The sequence below is a fragment of the Streptomyces sp. E11-3 genome (assembly GCF_046540415.1).
Lineage (GTDB): Bacteria > Actinomycetota > Actinomycetes > Streptomycetales > Streptomycetaceae > Streptomyces.
Window position 1 is genome coordinate 674,459 of record NZ_JAZGRL010000003.1, and the last position, 17,306, is coordinate 691,764.

Here is a 17,306-nt window from a genome sequence, read left to right on the forward strand (position 1 = left end):
CTCGCCTTCGGCCCCGCCCGGCACCAAGCGCAGGACCGGCTTCGTGATCGGAGCCGCTGCACTGGCGATGCTGGTCATCGGCGGCGGGGTCTGGTTCACGGTGGGCCCCGGGGACGACGGCAGCGAGTCGCCCGTAGCCCAGGACAGCCAGAGCCCCAGCCCGAGTACGACCCCCAGCCCCAGCCTGAGCGTCCCGGAGACCGACCCGGAGGACGACGACCCGTACGGCGACGACCCCGACGACGAGCCCAGCGACGGCGCGACCGAGGACGACAAGCCCCGCCCCGGCGTCACCGGCACCACCATCGTCGGATTCTGGCGGTCGGAGACCGGCAGCGGCATCCTCGGGCTGCGCGAGAGCCCCGACTCCAAGACCCCGAAGAAGGTCTCGGTGTCCCTGCTCGCGGACGGGCGGTGCAGCGGACTGCGCAAGGTGGTCGAGCCGGGCCGCAGCTACCGCGTCGGGCTGATCTGCGAGAAGGACAAGAAGGAGATCTTCGGCAACCTCGTCTTCACCGGCGGCGACACGCTCACGATCACCTGGGACAAGGGCAAGACCGGCACGGAGACCTTCAGGCGCTTCCTGGACTACCCCGAGCCGAGCGGCAGCCCCGACACCGGCAGCGACGTGTAGCCCCGCGGCCTGCCCCGTCGCCCACCGATGAGTTCCCGGCGTGCGACCGGTCTACCGTACGGACACAGTGGGTGTCCTGGACGAAGGGAACTCCCATGCAGAAGATCACCACGTTCCTGTGGTTCGACGACCAGGCCGAGGAAGCCGCCGAGTTCTACACGTCGGTCTTCGGCGGCGACTCCCAGGTGCTCGACGTGCAGCGCTACGGAGAGGCCGGACCCGGCGAGCCCGGCTCGGTCATGGTCGTCAGCTTCGAGCTGGCCGGACAGAAGTTCGCCGCGCTCAACGGCGGCCCGCAGTTCAAGTTCACCGAGGCCATCTCGCTCTCCGTGGACTGCGAGGACCAGGCCGAGGTCGACACGCTCTGGGCCAAGCTCACCGAGGGCGGCGAGGAAAGCCAGTGCGGCTGGCTCAAGGACAGGTACGGCCTGTCCTGGCAGATCACCCCGAGGATCCTCCCCGAACTCCTGAGCGACCCGGACCCGGCGAAGGCGGAGCGCGCGATGAAGGCGATGCTCGGCATGCAGAAGATCGACGTCCAGGCCCTCAAGGACGCGTAGGGATAGCGTGCGAGTGGTACCACTGTGGCCCCCTTGGTGGTACCGTCGCGGTATGGCTATGAATCTGCGTCTGCGAGACGAACAGCAAGAGGCGCTCAAGCTCCGGGCCGAGGAGGAAGGCCGGAGCATGCACGCCATAGTGCTCCAGGCGATCGACCGGTATCTGGAGCAGGAGGCGGACCGCGAGTCTGTCCGCCGCCTGGGGGCGAAGTACGCGGTGCGTCACGCGGACCTGTTGAGGCGGCTGGGGGAGTAGATGAAGTACCTGACGGTCCAGGAGGTTCTGGACCTGGCCGAGCTCGCCTGCGGGGGGCAGCAGGTCGCCGTGCGCGACCTCGGCCTGCTCAGCTCGGCAGCTCACCGCCCCCAGTCCCAGATGTTCGGCGTCGAGGCCTATGCGGATCTCTTCGAGAAGGCCGCCGCGCTGCTCCAGTCGCTTGCCGTGAACCACCCGTTGGTGGACGGCAACAAGCGGATGGCGTGGATGTGCACCGTCGTGTTCCTCGACCTCAACGGCACCGACATGGTCGAAGTCGATCAGGACGAGTCGTACAAGCTCGTGATCGAGGTGGCCACGGGCAGCCTGGAGGATGTGGAGCAGATCGCCAGGCGCCTGCGCGCGCTGCACAGCGCGATGTGACCTGTGCCGCACCCTCGACGGTTCCGGCCAAGGCCGCCGGGGGTGGCGGCGGCTCACCGGTAAGGTGGCCCGGTTGTCATACGTAGCCGAGCCAGACCCGAACCGGAGACCGTGACTACCACCGCCACCGCCGCCTCGTCCTCCCATCACCTCTCTCCCGCCTTCCCCGGCCGTGCCCCCTGGGGTACAGCCGGCAAGCTGCGTGCCTGGCAGCAGGGCGCTATGGACCGGTACATCCAGGAGCAGCCGCGCGACTTCCTCGCCGTCGCGACACCCGGTGCCGGGAAGACGACCTTCGCGCTGACCCTCGCGTCCTGGCTGCTGCACCACCACGTCGTGCAGCAGGTGACGGTGGTCGCGCCGACCGAGCACCTGAAGAAGCAGTGGGCGGAGGCGGCCGCCCGGATAGGCATCAAGCTGGACCCGGAGTACAGCGCGGGCCCGCTCAGCAAGGAGTACCAGGGCGTCGCCGTCACCTACGCGGGCGTGGGCGTACGGCCGATGCTGCACCGCAACCGCGTCGAGCAGCGCAAGACCCTGGTGATCCTGGACGAGATCCACCACGCCGGCGACTCGAAGTCGTGGGGCGAGGCCTGTCTGGAGGCCTTCGAACCCGCGACCCGGCGACTCGCGCTGACCGGCACGCCGTTCCGCTCCGACACCAACCCCATCCCGTTCGTCGCGTACGAGGAGGGGAACGACGGAATCCGGCGTTCGTCGGCCGACTACACGTACGGATACGGGAACGCGCTCGGCGACGGCGTCGTGCGCCCCGTCATCTTCCTGTCCTACAGCGGACAGATGCGGTGGCGTACCAAGGCCGGTGACGAGATCGCCGCCCGGCTCGGCGAGCCGATGACCAAGGATGCCGTGTCGCAGGCCTGGCGCACCGCCCTGGACCCGCGCGGCGACTGGATGCCCAACGTGCTGCGCGCCGCCGACCAGCGGCTCACCGAGGTACGCAAGGGCATCCCGGACGCGGGCGGCCTGGTCATCGCCTCCGACCAGGACTCGGCACGCGCGTACGCCAAGCTGATCCGCGAGATCACCGGCACCAAGGCCACCCTGGTGCTGTCGGACGACAACGGCGCGTCCAGCCGGATCGACGAGTTCAGCCAGGGCGACGACCGCTGGATGGTCGCGGTCCGGATGGTGTCCGAGGGCGTGGACGTGCCGCGGCTCGCCGTGGGCGTGTACGCCACGACCATCTCGACCCCGCTGTTCTTCGCCCAGGCCGTCGGGCGCTTCGTACGGTCGCGGCGGCGCGGCGAGACCGCGTCGGTCTTCCTGCCGACCATCCCCGACCTGCTCGGCTTCGCAGGCGAGATGGAGGTCGAGCGCGACCACGTACTCGACAAGCCGAAGAAGGACGGGGACGAGGAAGACCCGTACGCCGAGTCCGAGAAGGAGATGGACGAGGCGAACAAGGAGCAGGACGAGGACACCGGCGAGCAGGACACGCTGCCCTTCGAGGCGCTGGAGTCGGAGGCCGTCTTCGACCGGGTGCTCTACGACGGCGCCGAGTTCGGGATGCAGGCGCACCCCGGCAGCGAGGAGGAGCAGGACTACCTCGGCATTCCGGGGCTGCTCGAACCCGACCAGGTGCAGATGCTGCTGCAGAAGCGGCAGGCCCGGCAGATCGCGCACAGCCGCAAGAAGCCGGACGACGAGGCGGATCTGCTCGAACTGCCCGCCGACCGGCGCCCCGTGGTCAGCCACAAGGAACTGCTCGAACTCCGCAAGCAGCTCAACACGATGGTCAGCGCGTACACCCATCAGTCCGGCAAGCCGCACGGCGTGATCCACACCGAGCTGCGCCGGGTGTGCGGCGGACCGCCGAGCGCGGAGGCGACGGCCGGGCAGATCCGGCAGCGGATCGCGAAGGTCCAGGAGTGGGCGACCCGGATGAAGTGACTCCGGTTCGCTGTCCGATTGATTGGCTGATGCCCGCTATGCGAGTCGCATAGCGGGCATCAGGCGTGCGCTCGCACCGGAAGTTCTTATTTTGTGTGCCCGGATTCTGGACGGAGTCTTCCGCTGAGCGGACTGGCTCGCTACTGTCCCGGCAACGCACACGCCCCGTGGCAGCGCCGCCGCGGAGCGCAGCCGGTGCTCAGCGCTGCCGGTCGGCCCACCGCCGCCCGGAGCCCCGCTTTCGCCCGGCGGCCTCTCGACGCGCGTCACCGTGGGACCGGTGACGGGGTATCCCGCCTCAGGCGGGGGACACCCGACCGTGGAGGGGGCCGTCGCGACTCACCACTAAGGAGAGGGCGTCGTGACCGCGGAGACCTCCCAGACGCTCGACCGGGGACTGCGTGTCCTCAAGCTGCTTGCCGACACCGACCACGGGCTGACCGTGACCGAGCTGTCCAACAAGCTCGGTGTGAACCGCACCGTGGTGTACCGCCTGCTCGCCACGCTCGAACAGCACGCCTTCGTACGACGTGATCTGGGCGGCCGCGCCCGGGTCGGGCTCGGCGTGCTGCGGCTCGGCCGCCAGGTGCACCCGCTGGTACGGGAGGCCGCGCTTCCCGCGCTGCGGTCGCTGGCCGAGGACATCGGGGCCACCGCCCACCTCACGCTGGTCGACGGTACGGAGGCGCTGGCCGTCGCGGTCGTCGAACCCACCTGGACCGACTACCACGTGGCGTACCGCACCGGGTTCCGGCACCCGCTGGACCGGGGCGCCGCGGGCCGCGCGATCCTCTCCGCCCGGCAGGGTGTGCTCAACGACCCCGGCTTCACGCTCACCCACGGCGAACTGGAGGCCGGGGCGAGCGGAGCGGCCGCGCCGCTGATCGGGGTGACCGGGATAGAGGGCAGCGTGGGTGTGGTGATGCTCGCGGACTCGGTGCCGGAGCGGGTCGGCGGGCGCGTGGTGGACGCGGCGCGCGAGGTCGCGGACGCGCTGCGGTAGGGAGTGCGAGCCGCTGGGCTCCGCGACCGGGCCTGCGGGTCTGCGGCCTGTGCGAGCCGCTGGGCCCCGCGACCGGGCCCGCGGGGCCTGCTGGGGCTGGGCCTCCGGGCCCTGCTGGACGGCTCGCTCCCGCCGTGGTGAGCCCTGGTTATAGGTTGATCCCGTGCTCTCTCGTCTCTCGCGTCTCTCACGCCCCAAGGCCCTCGCCGTCTGCGCCGTCCCGTTCGTGGCCCTGCTGGCGACCGCGGGGCTCGCGCCGCTGCCGTTCGCCGTGGCGCAGCCCGGTACGACCGCGGACGTACTCGGCGAGAACAGGGGCGACCCGGTGATCACCATCAGCGGTGCGCCCACCCGTGAGACAAGCGGCCAGCTGCGGATGACCACGATCCTCGCGACCGGCCCGGACGCCTCGGTCGACCTCGGCGACGTGCTCGACGGCTGGTTCCGTACCGACCGTGCCGTGATGCCCCGCGAAGCGGTCTACCCGAGTGGCAAGACCACCAAGGAGATCGAGCAGCACAACATCGGGCAGATGGAGGAGTCCCAGGACACGGCGGTCCAGGCGGCCCTCGGCTACCTCGGCGAGCGGGCCGACGGGGTCGAGGTCGAGCTCGAACTCGCCGATGTCGGCGGGCCCAGCGCTGGATTGCTCTTCGCCCTCGGGATCGTCGACAAGCTGGACGGCGACGGCAGCGGCGGCGACCTCACGGGCGGCCGCACCATCGCCGGTACGGGGACCATCACCGAGGACGGCAAGGTCGGCGCGGTGGGCGGGGTCTCGCTGAAGACGCGGGCCGCCAAGCGGGACGGCGCCACGGTCTTCCTCGTACCGAAGGCGGAGTGCTCGGACGCGAAGGGCGAGCTCCCGGACGGGTTGCGGCTGATCCCGGTGACCACGCTGTCGGGGACGGTGGACGCGCTGCGTGCGCTGGAGAAGGGCGAGCGGGTGCCCAGCTGCTGACCGGGCGGACCGGCGCCAACGGATTTGGCGTTACCGGTGATCAGTTGTTTCCATTCGCCGGGTGACCAACGAACACCAGCAGATACCTCCGCAGGGCCCGTACGGCAACCCCTACGCCGCCGCACCGCCACAGCAGCCGGGGTACCCGCAGTCCCCGCCGCCACCGGGGTACCCGCAGTCCCCGCCGCCCGGGTACGGCTACCCGTACCCGAACGCCTACCCGTACCCCCACCAGCCCTTCACCGCAGGCCCGCCACCGCATCTCCTGGCGAATCAGGGCCTGCGCCTGGTAGCCCGCCTGATCGACGTCGTCATCCTGGTGCTGGCCATCTTCATCACCAGCATGACCACCGCGGCCCTGGTGGACGCCACCCAGAGCCACCCCCTGGCCGTCATCCTGGGCGCATCGCTCAGCCTGGGCACCTTCGCCTTCTACGAGCCGGTCCAGAACTGGAAGTGGGGCGGCACCGTCGGCAAGCGCATCTGCAACCTCCGCGTCGCCCGCCTCGCCGACGGCCAGAACCTGTCCTTCGGCCAGGCCGTAGGCCGCGCCTGGATCGTCCTGCCGATGGGCTTCGTCCCCTTCCTCGGCCTGGCCAACATCCTGTGGTGCACCTGGGACAAGCCCAACCAGCAGTGCCTGCACGACAAGGTCGTCTCCAGCGTGGTGGTCACACGGGGCTGACCGCGGCACGCGGCGCAGCCATCCGCAGCCCCAGGCCGACGAGCGCCCATCCGATACGCCGGCGGACGCGGCCGGGGTGGGCGTGCTGGTGAGTCCATGCCTCGCGCTGGAGCTCGGCGGCGCGCTGATGGTGCAGCTGCAGCAGTAAGTACGGGTGCTCGGGAATCACGGTGCGTCCTCTCCGTCCATCGTGCGGGGAAGGGCGTGCAGGTGGTAGCGGACTTGGGCGAGGCCGGGGGTGCCGGGCTCGGGCGCCTGACGGCGGTAGTCGTCGATGAGCCGCAGGAGCTTCTCTTTGAGCTCCAGGGCGAGCTCGGGTGTCAGGCACAGGGTGTAGTCGCTGACGGTGGCTGCGCCGACCCACTCCTTCGGCCAGTCGTTGCGAGCCCGGGCCCCCAGCCAGGTGGACAGCTCCTGGGTGTGGATGGTCGCCACCTCGTGGAGGAAGAGGTCGGCGGCGCCACGGGTCTCCGCGTCGGGCGCGTCCACCAGGGCGGGTTCGAGGTTCGTCATGGCGTGGGCCGCTTTCCACCAGCGCTCCCGGCCCTTGCCACGCTCAGCGTCGTCCTCGACGAACCCATGCGCGGCGAGTTGCCGCAGGTGGTAGCTGGTGGCACCGCTCGACTCGCCCAGCCGCGTCGCGAGTTGGGAGGCGGTGGCCGGTCCGTCGAGACGCAGCGCGGCCAGGAGACGTATCCGCAGCGGATGGGCGAGCCCGCGCAGCGAGCGCGGGTCGAGGGTTCGCATGTCCGGCTTCTCGTGGTCCGCCATACTGCGCAGCGTAAGGACGCAAAGACTTCGTTGCAACGGGTTCGTTGCAACGAAACCTTTGCTACTTCGGAGCCTCGGTGTCCGCCGTCTCAGCCCTCGTCCGCCGACGCCTGCTCCACCAGGGGAATGATCCGCAGCGGCACCGGATTCTCCATGACGATCGCCGTGGACGCCCGCACGATGCCGTCGAAGCCGACCACGCGGTCGATCACCCGTTGGAGATCGGCGTTGGACCTGGCCACCAGGCGGCAGAGCATGTCGCCATGGCCCGTCGTGGTGTGCAGTTCCAGGACCTCGGGGACTCCGCTCAGATGCGCACGGACGTCGGCTCCCTGGCCCTGCTTGATCTCCAGTGTCGCGAAGGCGGTGACCGGGTAGCCGAGTGCGGCCGGGTCGACGTTCGGGCCGAAGCCGCGGATGACGCCGTTCGACTGGAGCCGGTCCAGGCGTGCCTGGACCGTGCCGCGGGCCACGCCCAGGCGGCGCGACGCCTCCAGTACGCCGATCCGGGGCTCGCGTGCCAGCAGTACGAGCAGTCTGCCGTCCAGTGCGTCGATGGACATGGCCTGGATCACACTCCCAGTGGTCATCCTGTACAGATAGCCCGGTCATACTGACCGCTCACTGGTCAGATTGCCCAGCAGATCTGCTAACTATTGCGCACCTTGTGGAAGCGAGGGACGCTGCCGCCATGAGTGAGACCATCCAGGAAACCCCTGACACCGCACGGCAGGCCGACCCCTTCCCGGTCAAGGGAATGGACGCGGTCGTCTTCGCCGTGGGCAACGCCAAACAGGCCGCGCACTACTACTCGACCGCCTTCGGCATGAAGCTCGTCGCGTACTCGGGACCGGAGAACGGCAGCCGCGAGACCGCCAGCTACGTCCTGGAGAACGGCGCCGCCCGGTTCGTCCTCACCTCCGTCATCAAGGCGAGCACCGACTGGGGCCGCTTCGTCGAGGGCCATGTCGGCGCGCACGGCGACGGCGTCATCGACCTCGCCATCGAGGTCCCGGACGCCCGCGCCGCGTACGCCTACGCCGTCGAGCACGGCGCCCGCTCCGTCGCCGAGCCGTACGAGCTCAAGGACGAGCACGGCACCGTCGTACTCGCTGCCATCGCCACCTACGGCGAAGTCCGCCACACGCTGGTGGACCGCAGTGGCTACGACGGCCCCTACCTGCCCGGCTTCGTCGACGCCGAGCCGCTCGTCGAGCCCCCGGCCAAGCGCACCTTCCAGGCCATCGACCACTGTGTCGGCAATGTCGAGCTCGGCAAGATGAACGAGTGGTGCGCCTTCTACAACAAGGTCATGGGCTTCACGAACATGAAGGAGTTCGTGGGCGACGACATCGCGACCGAGTACTCGGCCCTGATGTCCAAGGTCGTGGCCGACGGCACCAAGAAGGTGAAGTTCCCGATCAACGAACCGGCGATCGCGAAGAAGAAGTCGCAGATCGACGAGTACCTGGAGTTCTACGGCGGCCCCGGCGTCCAGCACATGGCCCTCGCCACCAACGACATCGTCTCGACGGTGCGCACGATGCGGGCCGCGGGCGTCCGGTTCCTGGACGTCCCCGACTCGTACTACGACACCCTCGGCGAGTGGGCGGGCGAGACCCGGGTGCCCGTGGAGACGCTGCGCGAGCTGAAGATCCTGGTCGACCGCGACGAGGACGGCTATCTGCTGCAGATCTTCACCAAGCCGGTCCAGGACCGGCCGACCGTCTTCTTCGAGATGATCGAGCGGCACGGCTCGATGGGCTTCGGCAAGGGCAACTTCAAGGCCCTCTTCGAGGCGATCGAGCGCGAGCAGGCCAAGCGCGGCAACCTCTGAGCGATCGGCCCACCGGTGACCGGTCGGTCCACCGGTGACCGGTCGGCCAACCGGTGACCGATCAGTTCGCCGATGACCGATCGGTCCACCTCTGACCGATCGACCCACCGGTCGCTCCGCCTCCGAGTGACCTGCCCCCATACCCCGCAGCCCCCAAGGGACCTGACCCATGGGGGCTGCGGCGTGCCCCGCGCGGATCAGGCCTTCGTGGGCTCGGCCGCGCGCGGGGCGGCCGAGGCCGCGGGCTCGCTCGGGCGCCGCGGAGCCGGCGTCGGCGTGGGCTCGGCGTGCATCTTCGCCGGGCCGCCCGCCGCGGGCTCACCCAGCGCGTCCAGCGCCTCCCGCGCCAGCGGCGCCAGGAGCGGCGAGAAGTACGGGTTGATGCGCAGGGCCGCGGCCAGATGGCGGCGGGCGGAGCCGTACTGCTTGAGCGAGCGCTCGATCTGGCCCCGGTGGTAGAAGAACAGCGCGCTGCGCGGCCCCTTGTCCATCGCCTTCTTCGCGTACTTGACGGCCTTCTTGTCGTCGCCCGCGCGATGCAGCGCCCAGCCCAGCGCATCGGCCACCTCGCGCCCCGGGTGCCGCTTGTACTCGGCGGTGAGCCGCCTGACCGCCGCGTCCGCGTCGCCGTGGTCCGCCTCGAACCGCCCCAGGACCAGCGCCTCGTTGATCCCCACACCGCTGCCCTGCTTGATCCGGCCGCGCAGGATGTCGTACTGGACCCCCGCCGCCGACTCCGTCCCCAGCGACTCCTGCAACTCGCCCAGCTCCAGGAGGTACTCCGGCAGCGGCTGCTTTGCCAGCGCCGACTCATAGCCGGTCAGCGCGGCCGACGTGCGGCCCAGCGCCGCCAGCGCCCGGGACTTGCCCGCGAGCGAGGGATGGTGGTCGCGGTCGGCGCGCAGCGCCGCCCTGAAGTAGCGCAGCGCCTCGGCCGGTTCGCCCCGCTCCCACGCCAGCTCCCCGACCCGGTGCAGCAGCGCCGCCCGCTCGGCCGGGGTCTCGGCGAGCGCGGCCGCGTCCGACGCCTTCACCGCCGCGTCCTCGCGCCACCCCCGGTCCCGGTACACCCGCGCGGCCGACACCATCACCGCGGGCCCGGACCCGAGCTCCCGCAGCCGCTCCAGGGTCTTGGCGACCGCCTTGTGGTCACCGAGCCCCCGATACGTGTCGAGCAGCACCGGATACAGCGTCCAGCGCTTCGGCGCCTGCTTCACCGCGAGCTCGCCCCACTTCCGGGCGGCCCGGTACTCGTGCCGGGCGTTGGCGAGCGCGGCGAGCCCCGCCAGCGCCTCGACATTGCCCTCCGTGGCGGACCGCACGGCCAGCGACCTGCGCAGCGCACGCTCGGCCTTCGGATAGGCCGCGTAGTCCGCCGTCCGCCGCCCCCGCTCGACATAGGCGGAGCCCAGCACCGCCCAGGACTCCTCGTCCCCGGGGTGCTCCCGCAGATGCGCCTTCCGGTCGCCGATCAGCGCCGCCAGATCGGGCAGCGAGGCCGGCGCGCCCGCCCCGGCCGCCGCCATCGCCCGCCCAGTCGGCCCCAACGCGGGCGGCGGACCGTCGTCCTGCAGTACGGGGACCAGTACCAGCACTCCGGCGAGCAGCGCGGTGCCCGCGACCGAGGTCACCAGGGCGCGCTTGACCGTGGGGGAGAGACGGCGCGGCGGAGCCTGCTGTTGCTGTTCGTCCTCCGAGGCTTCGGTGGCTTCGTTCTTGTTCCCCGTGGCTTCGTTCTGCATGGCGCTCACTGTGCGTCAAGCCGTGCGCCGATACGACGAGCACACCGCGACGCGCGACGGGGTTCGCCCACGGGTTCACACCGATGGCCCCGGGTGCCACGCTGGGATCATGGACGCCGCCCCCGACCGTCTCGCCGCCCCTGACCGTCTCACCGACCGGCTGCGCGCCGGGCTCCCCTCCGACGCGGTCCTCACCGACCCGGACATCACCGCCTCGTACGCCCACGACATGGCCAGCTTCTGCGCCGCGGGCCGCCCCGCCGTCGTCGTACTGCCCCGTACGGTCGAACAGGTGCAGCACGTGATGCGCACCGCCACCGAGCTACGCGTCCCGGTCGTCCCGCAGGGGGCGCGTACGGGCCTGTCCGGTGCCGCCAACGCCTCCGACGGCTGCATCGTGCTCTCGCTGCTCAAGATGGACCGCATCCTGGAGATCAGCCCGGTCGACCGGATCGCCGTCGTCGAACCGGGCGTCGTCAACGCCGCGCTCTCCCGCGCGGTCGCCGCCCACGGCCTCTGCTACCCGCCGGACCCCTCCAGCTGGGAGCAGTGCACCATCGGCGGCAACATCGGCACCGCGTCCGGCGGCCTGTGCTGTGTGAAGTACGGCGTCACCGCCGAGTACGTACTCGGACTCGACGTCGTACTCGCCGACGGCCGCCTGCTGACCACCGGCCGCCGTACGGCGAAGGGCGTCGCCGGATACGACCTCACCCGGCTCTTCGTCGGCTCCGAAGGCAGCCTCGGCATCGTGGTCCGCGCGGTGCTCGCCCTGAAGCCCACGCCGCCCGAGCAGCTGGTGCTCGCCGCCGAGTTCGCCTCGGCCTCGGCCGCGTGCGACGCCGTCTGCGCCATCATGGAAGGCGGCCATGTGCCCTCGCTCCTCGAACTCATGGACCGTACGACCATCCAAGCCGTCAACGCCATGGCGCACATGGGACTCCCGGACACCACCGAGGCCCTGCTGCTCGCCGCTTTCGACACCCCCGACCCCGCCGCCGACCTGGCCGCCGTCGGCGCGCTGTGCACGGCCGCCGGCGCCACCGACGTCGTACCGGCCGACGACCACGCCGAGTCCGAACTCCTCCTCAAGGCCCGGCGCCTGTCGCTCACCGCCCTGGAGGCCGTCAAGGGCACCACGATGATCGACGACGTCTGCGTGCCCCGCTCGCAGCTCGGCGCGATGCTCGACGGCACCGCGCGCATCGCCGAGAAGTACGACCTGACCATCGGGCTCTGCGCGCACGCGGGGGACGGCAACACCCACCCCACGGTCTGCTTCGACGCGGCAGACCCCGACGAGTCCCGGCGGGCCCGCGAGTCCTTCGACGCGATCATGGCCCTCGGCCTGGAACTCGGCGGCACGATCACCGGCGAACACGGCGTGGGCGTACTGAAGAAGGAATGGCTGGCCCGCGAGATCGGCCCGGTCGGAGTCGAGTTGCAGCGGGGCATCAAGCAGACCTTCGACCCGCTGCACCTCCTCAACCCGGGCAAGGTGCTCTGACTCAACCCGGGCAAGGTGCTCTGAGAGCCTGTTTCTGAAGCCCCCTCTAGCCCCCTCTCCTTCCGCGTCCGACACCACCGCCGATTCGCTCACTCACTCACCGTCCTTCGACTCGTCCGATGGCCACGGGTCGCGCAGCCACAGCTCGTCACGGCCCCCCGGCGCCGGTGCGAGCAGCTCGGCCAGGCCGTCGTCGATGCCCAGCTGCTCGGACTCAGACCCCGGGGGCACCGCCCGCAGGGTGCGCTCCAGCCAGGCCGACACGGCGGCGGTCGGCGCCTCCAGCAGCGCCTCGCCGTCCGGCGAGCTGAGCGCCATCAGGACGACGCTGCGTCCGTCGAACTTCGTCGGCCAGACCCGGACATCGCCGTGCCCACACGGCCGGAACACGCCCTCCACCAGCAGCTCACGGGCGAAGGTCCAGTTCACCGGCTGCTCGGAGCCGATGTGGAAGGTGATGTGCACGGCGTACGGGTCGTCGGTGCGGTACGTGAGCCGAGCCGGGACGGGGATGCTGCGCTCGGGCGACAGCACCAGCTTCAGTTCCAGCTCGCGTTCCACCACGGTGTGCATCTCGTACGTTTCCTCTCGCTGGACGGTCTCTGTACGGGCCCTTCCGTGGGCCCGTACGAGGTGAGAGCGCCCAGGAGCGGATCACTTACGCGACTTTCCCCGACTTTCCGAAGTTTTTTTCCCGCGCCGCAGAACCGCGGACAGCAGCTCGGTGGTCTTCACCAGCGCGACCAGCGTGGCGATGCCGCCGAACAGCAGCAGGAAGGCGCCCATCAACAGCACGGTGAAGCCGCGCTCGTCCAGGCCGCCCCCGGCGTACGCCTGGTCCGGCTCCGCGTCCCGCAGCAGACCGCCGGAGTCCGCGCGCATCAGCCGGGCCTCGTGGGTGCGGCCCTCCTCGCAGCCGCCGCGTGGCACATGGCCGCGGATGCCGGACAGGCCCGTACCGCCGTCGGCGGGCCGGAAGTCGCCGTAGCAGATCCGCTTGGTACGGCCGTTCGAGCCGCGTATCCGCTCCTCGCGGGTGGCGGTGAAGGTGCCTGCCTCGCCGCGGTCGCCGTTGGCGGCCGCCGCGTGCCGGTAGTTGTGCAGCGGAATGTCGATGAACAGCTGGATGCAGAGGAGCGAGAGCAGCACGCTGACCAGCCAGCCGCGCAGGGCCTTCGCCGAGATCCGGCCGCTGTCCTGTTCCTGTTCCTGTCCTATCGGTGGCAGCCGGCGTCGCCGCTTCTCCATGTCGTCCCCCGAAGCCTTCCGTACCGCTCATGAACAAAGCCCCGAGATCGTACAGAGGGCGGCTCCGGGGGCTCGCATGTGTCGCTCGTACGCGGGGTATATCGCGGTCTCGCTGCTCCGTTCGCGGCCGTCTTCGTTACTGTCCTCCTTGGACCGTGGGAGATCCGGCGCTGTGGCCCGTCCAGGTCGGCTGCCGCGGTCGGGTCAACTGTGCTGTTCACGATCGGAGTTGGGGACATGGTGGCGCCTCCCGCTGGCAACGGCGACAACGGAGCCCGGCAAGGCTATTACCCCGACCCCTCCATTCCTGGCTATGTCCGGTACTGGAACGGGGTCTCCTGGGTGCCTGGGACCAGCCGCCCCGCTCCGGCCGGGGGCGAGCCGATGCCGCTGCCGCCCGGGGTGGAGGAATCCGCCGCCGTCCCTGAGCGGACGGCCGCCCCGGTGGAGGAGACCGGGCCGGTCTTCTTCGACGAGGAGGAGCCGCAGGCGGCGCCGCGGGACGAGGCGGCGTCGCAGGACGAGGCGGCTTCCGGCGTACGGGAGGCGGCTTCCGGCGTACGGGATGACGGCGCCCGGCCGGAGCCCGCCACGGCCTGGCAGGCCGACGCGTCGCGCCAGGGCGGCTTCGGCGGCGAGCAGGACCGCCGCGTCGCCTGGGGCACACCGACCGGGCGGGACCCCCGACTGGCGCACGCCGCCACGCCGCCGGCCTCCGACGTACCCCGCGGTTCGCAGCCCACGGTCCCGGAACAGGCCACCGCCACGGCCACGCCGGAGCCCACGCGCCCGGCCGACCAGGCGCCGCCCGTCGCCGGCGGCACGATGGCCATCCGCCTGGCAGGGGCGGCCGGCGCGGGCCCGCAGTCCGCGCCGGGCGCGCGGACTCCGGCCGGGCCGGGTACGGCGGCCTCGACGCGCGGCGGCTCGGGGACGCCCGAGGCGCCCGCCGCAGCGCGGGCGGCCTCGTCCGGCGTGACAGGCGCCGCTGATGCCGCGGCCCAGTCGGCACCGGGCGCACAGGGCGCACCGGGCGCACAGGGCGCCGCAGGCTCGACCGCGGCTGCGGGCTACGGCTATCCACAGGCGGGTGCCGCTGGCGCGGTGGCCGGGCAGGTTCCGGCTCAGGGCGGCGCGGGCTCGCCCGCCGCCCAAGGGGCGGCCCCCGGGGCACCCGTGGCGCAGAGCGGGGCAGCAGCCGCCCCGCAGCCCGCGCAGGCAGCCGCCGCCCCGCACGGCGCGGCCCCGCAGCGGTCCGGCGCCCCCGTCAGCTCCGGCGCGGGCGGCGGCGCGGCCTCCTGGGCCCAGCAGGTGCATCAGCTCGCGCAGAGCCCAGGCGGTGACGAGGAACCCGTACTGCCGTGGAAGCCGGTCACCGAGGACCCGTTCCTGGCGGCCGCGCGGGCCCAGGCCTCGGCCCGGCCGGCCCGCCTGGGCCGCCGGTTCGCGGCGCGGCTGATCGACACGCTGGTCCTTGCCGCCGTCACCGGCGCCGCCGCCGTACCCCTGGCGACCAGGGCGTACGACCACGTCAACGGCAAGATCGACGAGGCGAAGCTGTCCGGCGAGACCGTCACCGTATGGCTGATCGACGGCACGACCGCCAGCTACCTCGGCATCGTGCTGGGCGTCCTGCTGGTCTTCGGAGTGCTCTACGAGGCCCTGCCGACCGCGAAGTGGGGCCGTACCCTCGGCAAGAAGCTCTGCAAGATCGAGGTGCGGGACATCGAGGAGCACGCGGCCCCGTCGTTCGGCGCCGCGCTGCGCCGCTGGCTGGTGTACAGCGTGCCGGGCATCCTGGTCATCGGCATCGTCGGTGTGGCCTGGTGTCTGTTCGACCGCCCCTGGCGGCAGTGCTGGCACGACAAGGCGGCCCGCACCTTCGTCGCGGGGTAGCCGTCGCACGATCCCCCGTCCGGCCCCCCGCCACGTGCGGGCCCCTTACGTTCGGGGTCGACTCGGGCCATGAGTACCGAACCGCCGCCCCCGGGACCGGGACAGCCACCGGAAGACGACCCGTTCAAGAAGCAGCCGCCGTCCGGCAGTGGCGGCGGCTCTCCGTACGACTCGCCCTACGGCGGCGGCACCCCGCCCCCACCTGGCGGCGGTGACTTCGGCGCCCCGCACCTGGCGGCGGTGACTTCGGCGCCCCGCCACCCCCGCCCCCCTACGGCGGCGACCCCTACGGCGGCAGCTACGGCGCGCGTGACCCGCTGGCCGGGATGCCCCCGCTCGCCGACAGCGGCAAGCGTGTCCTGGCGCGCATCATCGACATGCTGATCGTCGGCCTGGTGACGGCCCTGCTGCTGTGGGCCTTCGGCTGGAACTCCGTCGACCTGGACGACGTCAACGCCGGTTCGTCCTTCGGCCGGTCCCTGCTGACGGCGATCCTCTATATGGCGTACGACGTCTTCACGACGGCCAAGACGGGCCAGACGCTGGGCAAGCAACTCATGAAACTGCGGGTGGCGAACCTCGACAACGGCTCCACGCCCACCATGCAGACAGCGGTGGTACGCGCTGCCGTACTGTGGCTGCCGTTCGCCTTCTGCTGCTACATCCTGTGGACGGCCATCTGCGGCGGCTGGAGCTTCTTCGACAAGCCGTACAAGCAGGGCCTGCACGACAAGGCGGCGAAGACGGTCGTGGTCAGCACCGGCTGACTCTCAGGCGGCGGCAGTACCCCCGGTGGGGGCCGCGGCAGTACCCCCGGGGGGCCCGTGCGAGCCCGGGCCCACCGGTCTCACTTGCGTAAGGAGTGCTCGGCCACCCGAGGCTCCGCCCCGGTATGCAGACGCTGCATCGGCACGCGCGCCGCCGTCGCCGCGCGTCGCGAGGGCGAAGGCCTGGGCGCCGGCACCAGTATCGCCACCAGCAGCCCGAGCCCCATCGAGGCGCAGACTATGGCGGTGATTCCGATGCCCGTCTGTGCGTTCGAGAGCAGCAGCAGGGCGAGGGTGGCGGAGATGACGGTGGCAAATCCGTAGCAGAACTGTGCGGCAGTCGGACGAGGCATGGCGTTATCCGGTCCTCGGGGGGCAGGGACAGAACGGGATCGCAGGGGGGTGTCGTGCGGTCGTACGGTCGTGCAGTCGTCCACCTGGGCGTCAAGTGGATGTGCTTCTGGTTCTCTCCCGCTGGATTCCCGAGCGAGCGAGAAGTAAGCGTGACCTAACACACAGTGCCGATGCATGGGGGGCGCACGGGCTCATTCGGCCGTCCGGCAGGCGAGATGAACGCGCCCGTCCGGGGGCGGCGCCCCCTCGCCCGGCTCGTTGACACCACCGGCTCAGATCAAGATCGCCAAGCGGTCGCGTGGGGGCGCGTGCGCTCCCGTGCTCCCACGCCCCCCGGTGACGCCCCTCGCATCACCGCAGGTCACAGCGTGATCGATCGAGACCCTCTGGCGGGTCGCGGCCGATCGTGTTTAGGTGCGTCCTGTGACTTGCTTATTGACGCGACGTCTCACGGGGGAGTGATACGCAATGGCAGGAGGAGGCTTCAGCAAGCTCCCGAACGGCAGCGTGGTGGTTGCCCTGATGCTGCCCAGTCCCAGAGCGGGCGGCGGCCGGGTCCGGGTGCTGGTGCACGCGGCGAACCGCGCCAGGGCACTGACCCGGCTGCGGAACCTGGGGCTCCGCGCGGTCTATCTACGGGGCAACACGGAGCCGCCGACTCCGGATGAGGTCACGGCGGTGCTGCACCATCCGGACGGGCTGATATGGCGGACGGCACCGGACGACGCCGACGAACTGTGGCACCCGATCCGGGCGCTGCTGCAGCCGGCACGGCCTGTATAGCGGG

General features: G+C 71.2%; 19 protein-coding genes and 1 pseudogene. 13 read left to right on the plus strand and 7 right to left on the minus strand.

Annotation, left to right across the window (positions count from 1 at the left end; translation table 11 throughout):
• The 8 genes from U9R90_RS32535 to U9R90_RS32570 form a co-directional block, all read left to right on the plus strand.
• Positions 1–634, plus strand: a 634-nt coding sequence (locus tag U9R90_RS32535; RefSeq protein ID WP_411060648.1) for a hypothetical protein, incomplete at its 5' end; no start/stop codon positions are given.
• A 95-nt stretch (positions 635–729) separates the two neighbouring features.
• Positions 730–1,194: a VOC family protein gene (locus tag U9R90_RS32540; RefSeq protein WP_411060649.1), complete on the plus strand. Its 465-nt coding sequence runs from the start codon at positions 730–732 to the stop codon at positions 1,192–1,194.
• Positions 1,195–1,252: 58 nt separating this feature from the next.
• Positions 1,253–1,450 (plus strand): Arc family DNA-binding protein, encoded by a 198-nt coding sequence (locus U9R90_RS32545; protein WP_411061006.1) that lies wholly within the window; start codon positions 1,253–1,255, stop codon positions 1,448–1,450.
• Positions 1,451–1,834, plus strand: coding sequence for a type II toxin-antitoxin system death-on-curing family toxin (locus U9R90_RS32550; protein ID WP_411060651.1), 384 nt, complete (start codon positions 1,451–1,453; stop codon positions 1,832–1,834).
• Positions 1,835–1,945: 111 nt separating this feature from the next.
• Positions 1,946–3,748, plus strand: coding sequence for a DEAD/DEAH box helicase (locus tag U9R90_RS32555; protein ID WP_411060653.1), 1,803 nt, complete (start codon positions 1,946–1,948; stop codon positions 3,746–3,748).
• Positions 3,749–4,109: 361 nt separating this feature from the next.
• Complete coding sequence (locus U9R90_RS32560; protein ID WP_411060655.1) at positions 4,110–4,751, plus strand: IclR family transcriptional regulator; 642 nt, start codon at positions 4,110–4,112, stop codon at positions 4,749–4,751.
• Between the two features lie 163 nt (positions 4,752–4,914).
• A complete protein-coding gene (locus tag U9R90_RS32565) occupies positions 4,915–5,712 on the plus strand; it encodes a PDZ domain-containing protein (RefSeq protein WP_411060656.1) in 798 nt (265 codons plus the stop codon).
• A 61-nt stretch (positions 5,713–5,773) separates the two neighbouring features.
• Positions 5,774–6,397, plus strand: coding sequence for an RDD family protein (locus tag U9R90_RS32570; protein WP_411060658.1), 624 nt, complete (start codon positions 5,774–5,776; stop codon positions 6,395–6,397).
• Here the strand turns inward: U9R90_RS32570 and U9R90_RS32575 are convergent.
• From U9R90_RS32575 to U9R90_RS32585, 3 genes are all read right to left on the minus strand, one after another.
• Positions 6,384–6,566, minus strand: coding sequence for a hypothetical protein (locus U9R90_RS32575; protein WP_411060659.1), 183 nt, complete (start codon positions 6,564–6,566; stop codon positions 6,384–6,386). The two genes, U9R90_RS32570 and U9R90_RS32575, sit on opposite strands and share 14 nt — an antisense overlap.
• Entirely contained in the window at positions 6,563–7,168 is a 606-nt protein-coding gene (locus U9R90_RS32580) for an ArsR/SmtB family transcription factor (RefSeq protein WP_411060660.1), read from the minus strand. Before U9R90_RS32580 ends, U9R90_RS32575 begins: the two co-directional genes overlap by 4 nt.
• Positions 7,169–7,257: 89 nt before the next feature.
• Complete coding sequence (locus tag U9R90_RS32585) at positions 7,258–7,731, minus strand: Lrp/AsnC family transcriptional regulator (protein WP_411061008.1); 474 nt, start codon at positions 7,729–7,731, stop codon at positions 7,258–7,260.
• 128 nt (positions 7,732–7,859) lie between these two features.
• Here U9R90_RS32585 and hppD point away from each other — a divergent pair, with 128 nt between their 5' ends.
• A complete protein-coding gene (gene hppD / locus U9R90_RS32590) occupies positions 7,860–9,005 on the plus strand; it encodes a 4-hydroxyphenylpyruvate dioxygenase (RefSeq protein ID WP_411060662.1) in 1,146 nt (381 codons plus the stop codon).
• Between the two features lie 197 nt (positions 9,006–9,202).
• Here hppD and U9R90_RS32595 read toward each other — a convergent pair whose 3' ends face one another.
• A complete protein-coding gene (locus U9R90_RS32595) occupies positions 9,203–10,747 on the minus strand; it encodes a tetratricopeptide repeat protein (protein WP_411060664.1) in 1,545 nt (514 codons plus the stop codon).
• 109 nt (positions 10,748–10,856) lie between these two features.
• Here U9R90_RS32595 and U9R90_RS32600 point away from each other — a divergent pair, with 109 nt between their 5' ends.
• Positions 10,857–12,254, plus strand: a complete 1,398-nt coding sequence (locus tag U9R90_RS32600; protein WP_411060666.1) for an FAD-binding oxidoreductase — start codon at positions 10,857–10,859, stop codon at positions 12,252–12,254.
• Between the two features lie 93 nt (positions 12,255–12,347).
• On the opposite strand, the gene U9R90_RS32605 is transcribed toward U9R90_RS32600, so the two are convergent.
• On the minus strand, positions 12,348–12,827 hold the full coding sequence (locus tag U9R90_RS32605) for an SsgA family sporulation/cell division regulator (protein WP_411060668.1): 480 nt from the start codon (positions 12,825–12,827) through the stop codon (positions 12,348–12,350).
• An 81-nt stretch (positions 12,828–12,908) separates the two neighbouring features.
• Positions 12,909–13,502, minus strand: a complete 594-nt coding sequence (locus U9R90_RS32610) for a hypothetical protein (RefSeq protein WP_411060670.1) — start codon at positions 13,500–13,502, stop codon at positions 12,909–12,911.
• Between the two features lie 237 nt (positions 13,503–13,739).
• On the opposite strand from U9R90_RS32610, the gene U9R90_RS32615 reads away from it, so the two are divergent.
• Together U9R90_RS32615 and U9R90_RS32620 are read left to right on the plus strand one after the other, a co-directional pair.
• Entirely contained in the window at positions 13,740–15,398 is a 1,659-nt protein-coding gene (locus U9R90_RS32615) for an RDD family protein (RefSeq protein WP_411060671.1), read from the plus strand.
• 69 nt (positions 15,399–15,467) lie between these two features.
• Positions 15,468–16,165: pseudogene (locus U9R90_RS32620) on the plus strand (RDD family protein).
• Positions 16,166–16,245: 80 nt separating this feature from the next.
• Here U9R90_RS32620 and U9R90_RS32625 read toward each other — a convergent pair.
• Positions 16,246–16,518 (minus strand): hypothetical protein, encoded by a 273-nt coding sequence (locus U9R90_RS32625; RefSeq protein ID WP_411060673.1) that lies wholly within the window; start codon positions 16,516–16,518, stop codon positions 16,246–16,248.
• Between the two features lie 469 nt (positions 16,519–16,987).
• Here U9R90_RS32625 and U9R90_RS32630 point away from each other — a divergent pair, with 469 nt between their 5' ends.
• A complete protein-coding gene (locus U9R90_RS32630; protein WP_411060675.1) occupies positions 16,988–17,302 on the plus strand; it encodes a hypothetical protein in 315 nt (104 codons plus the stop codon).
• The last annotated feature ends 4 nt before the right edge of the window (positions 17,303–17,306 follow it).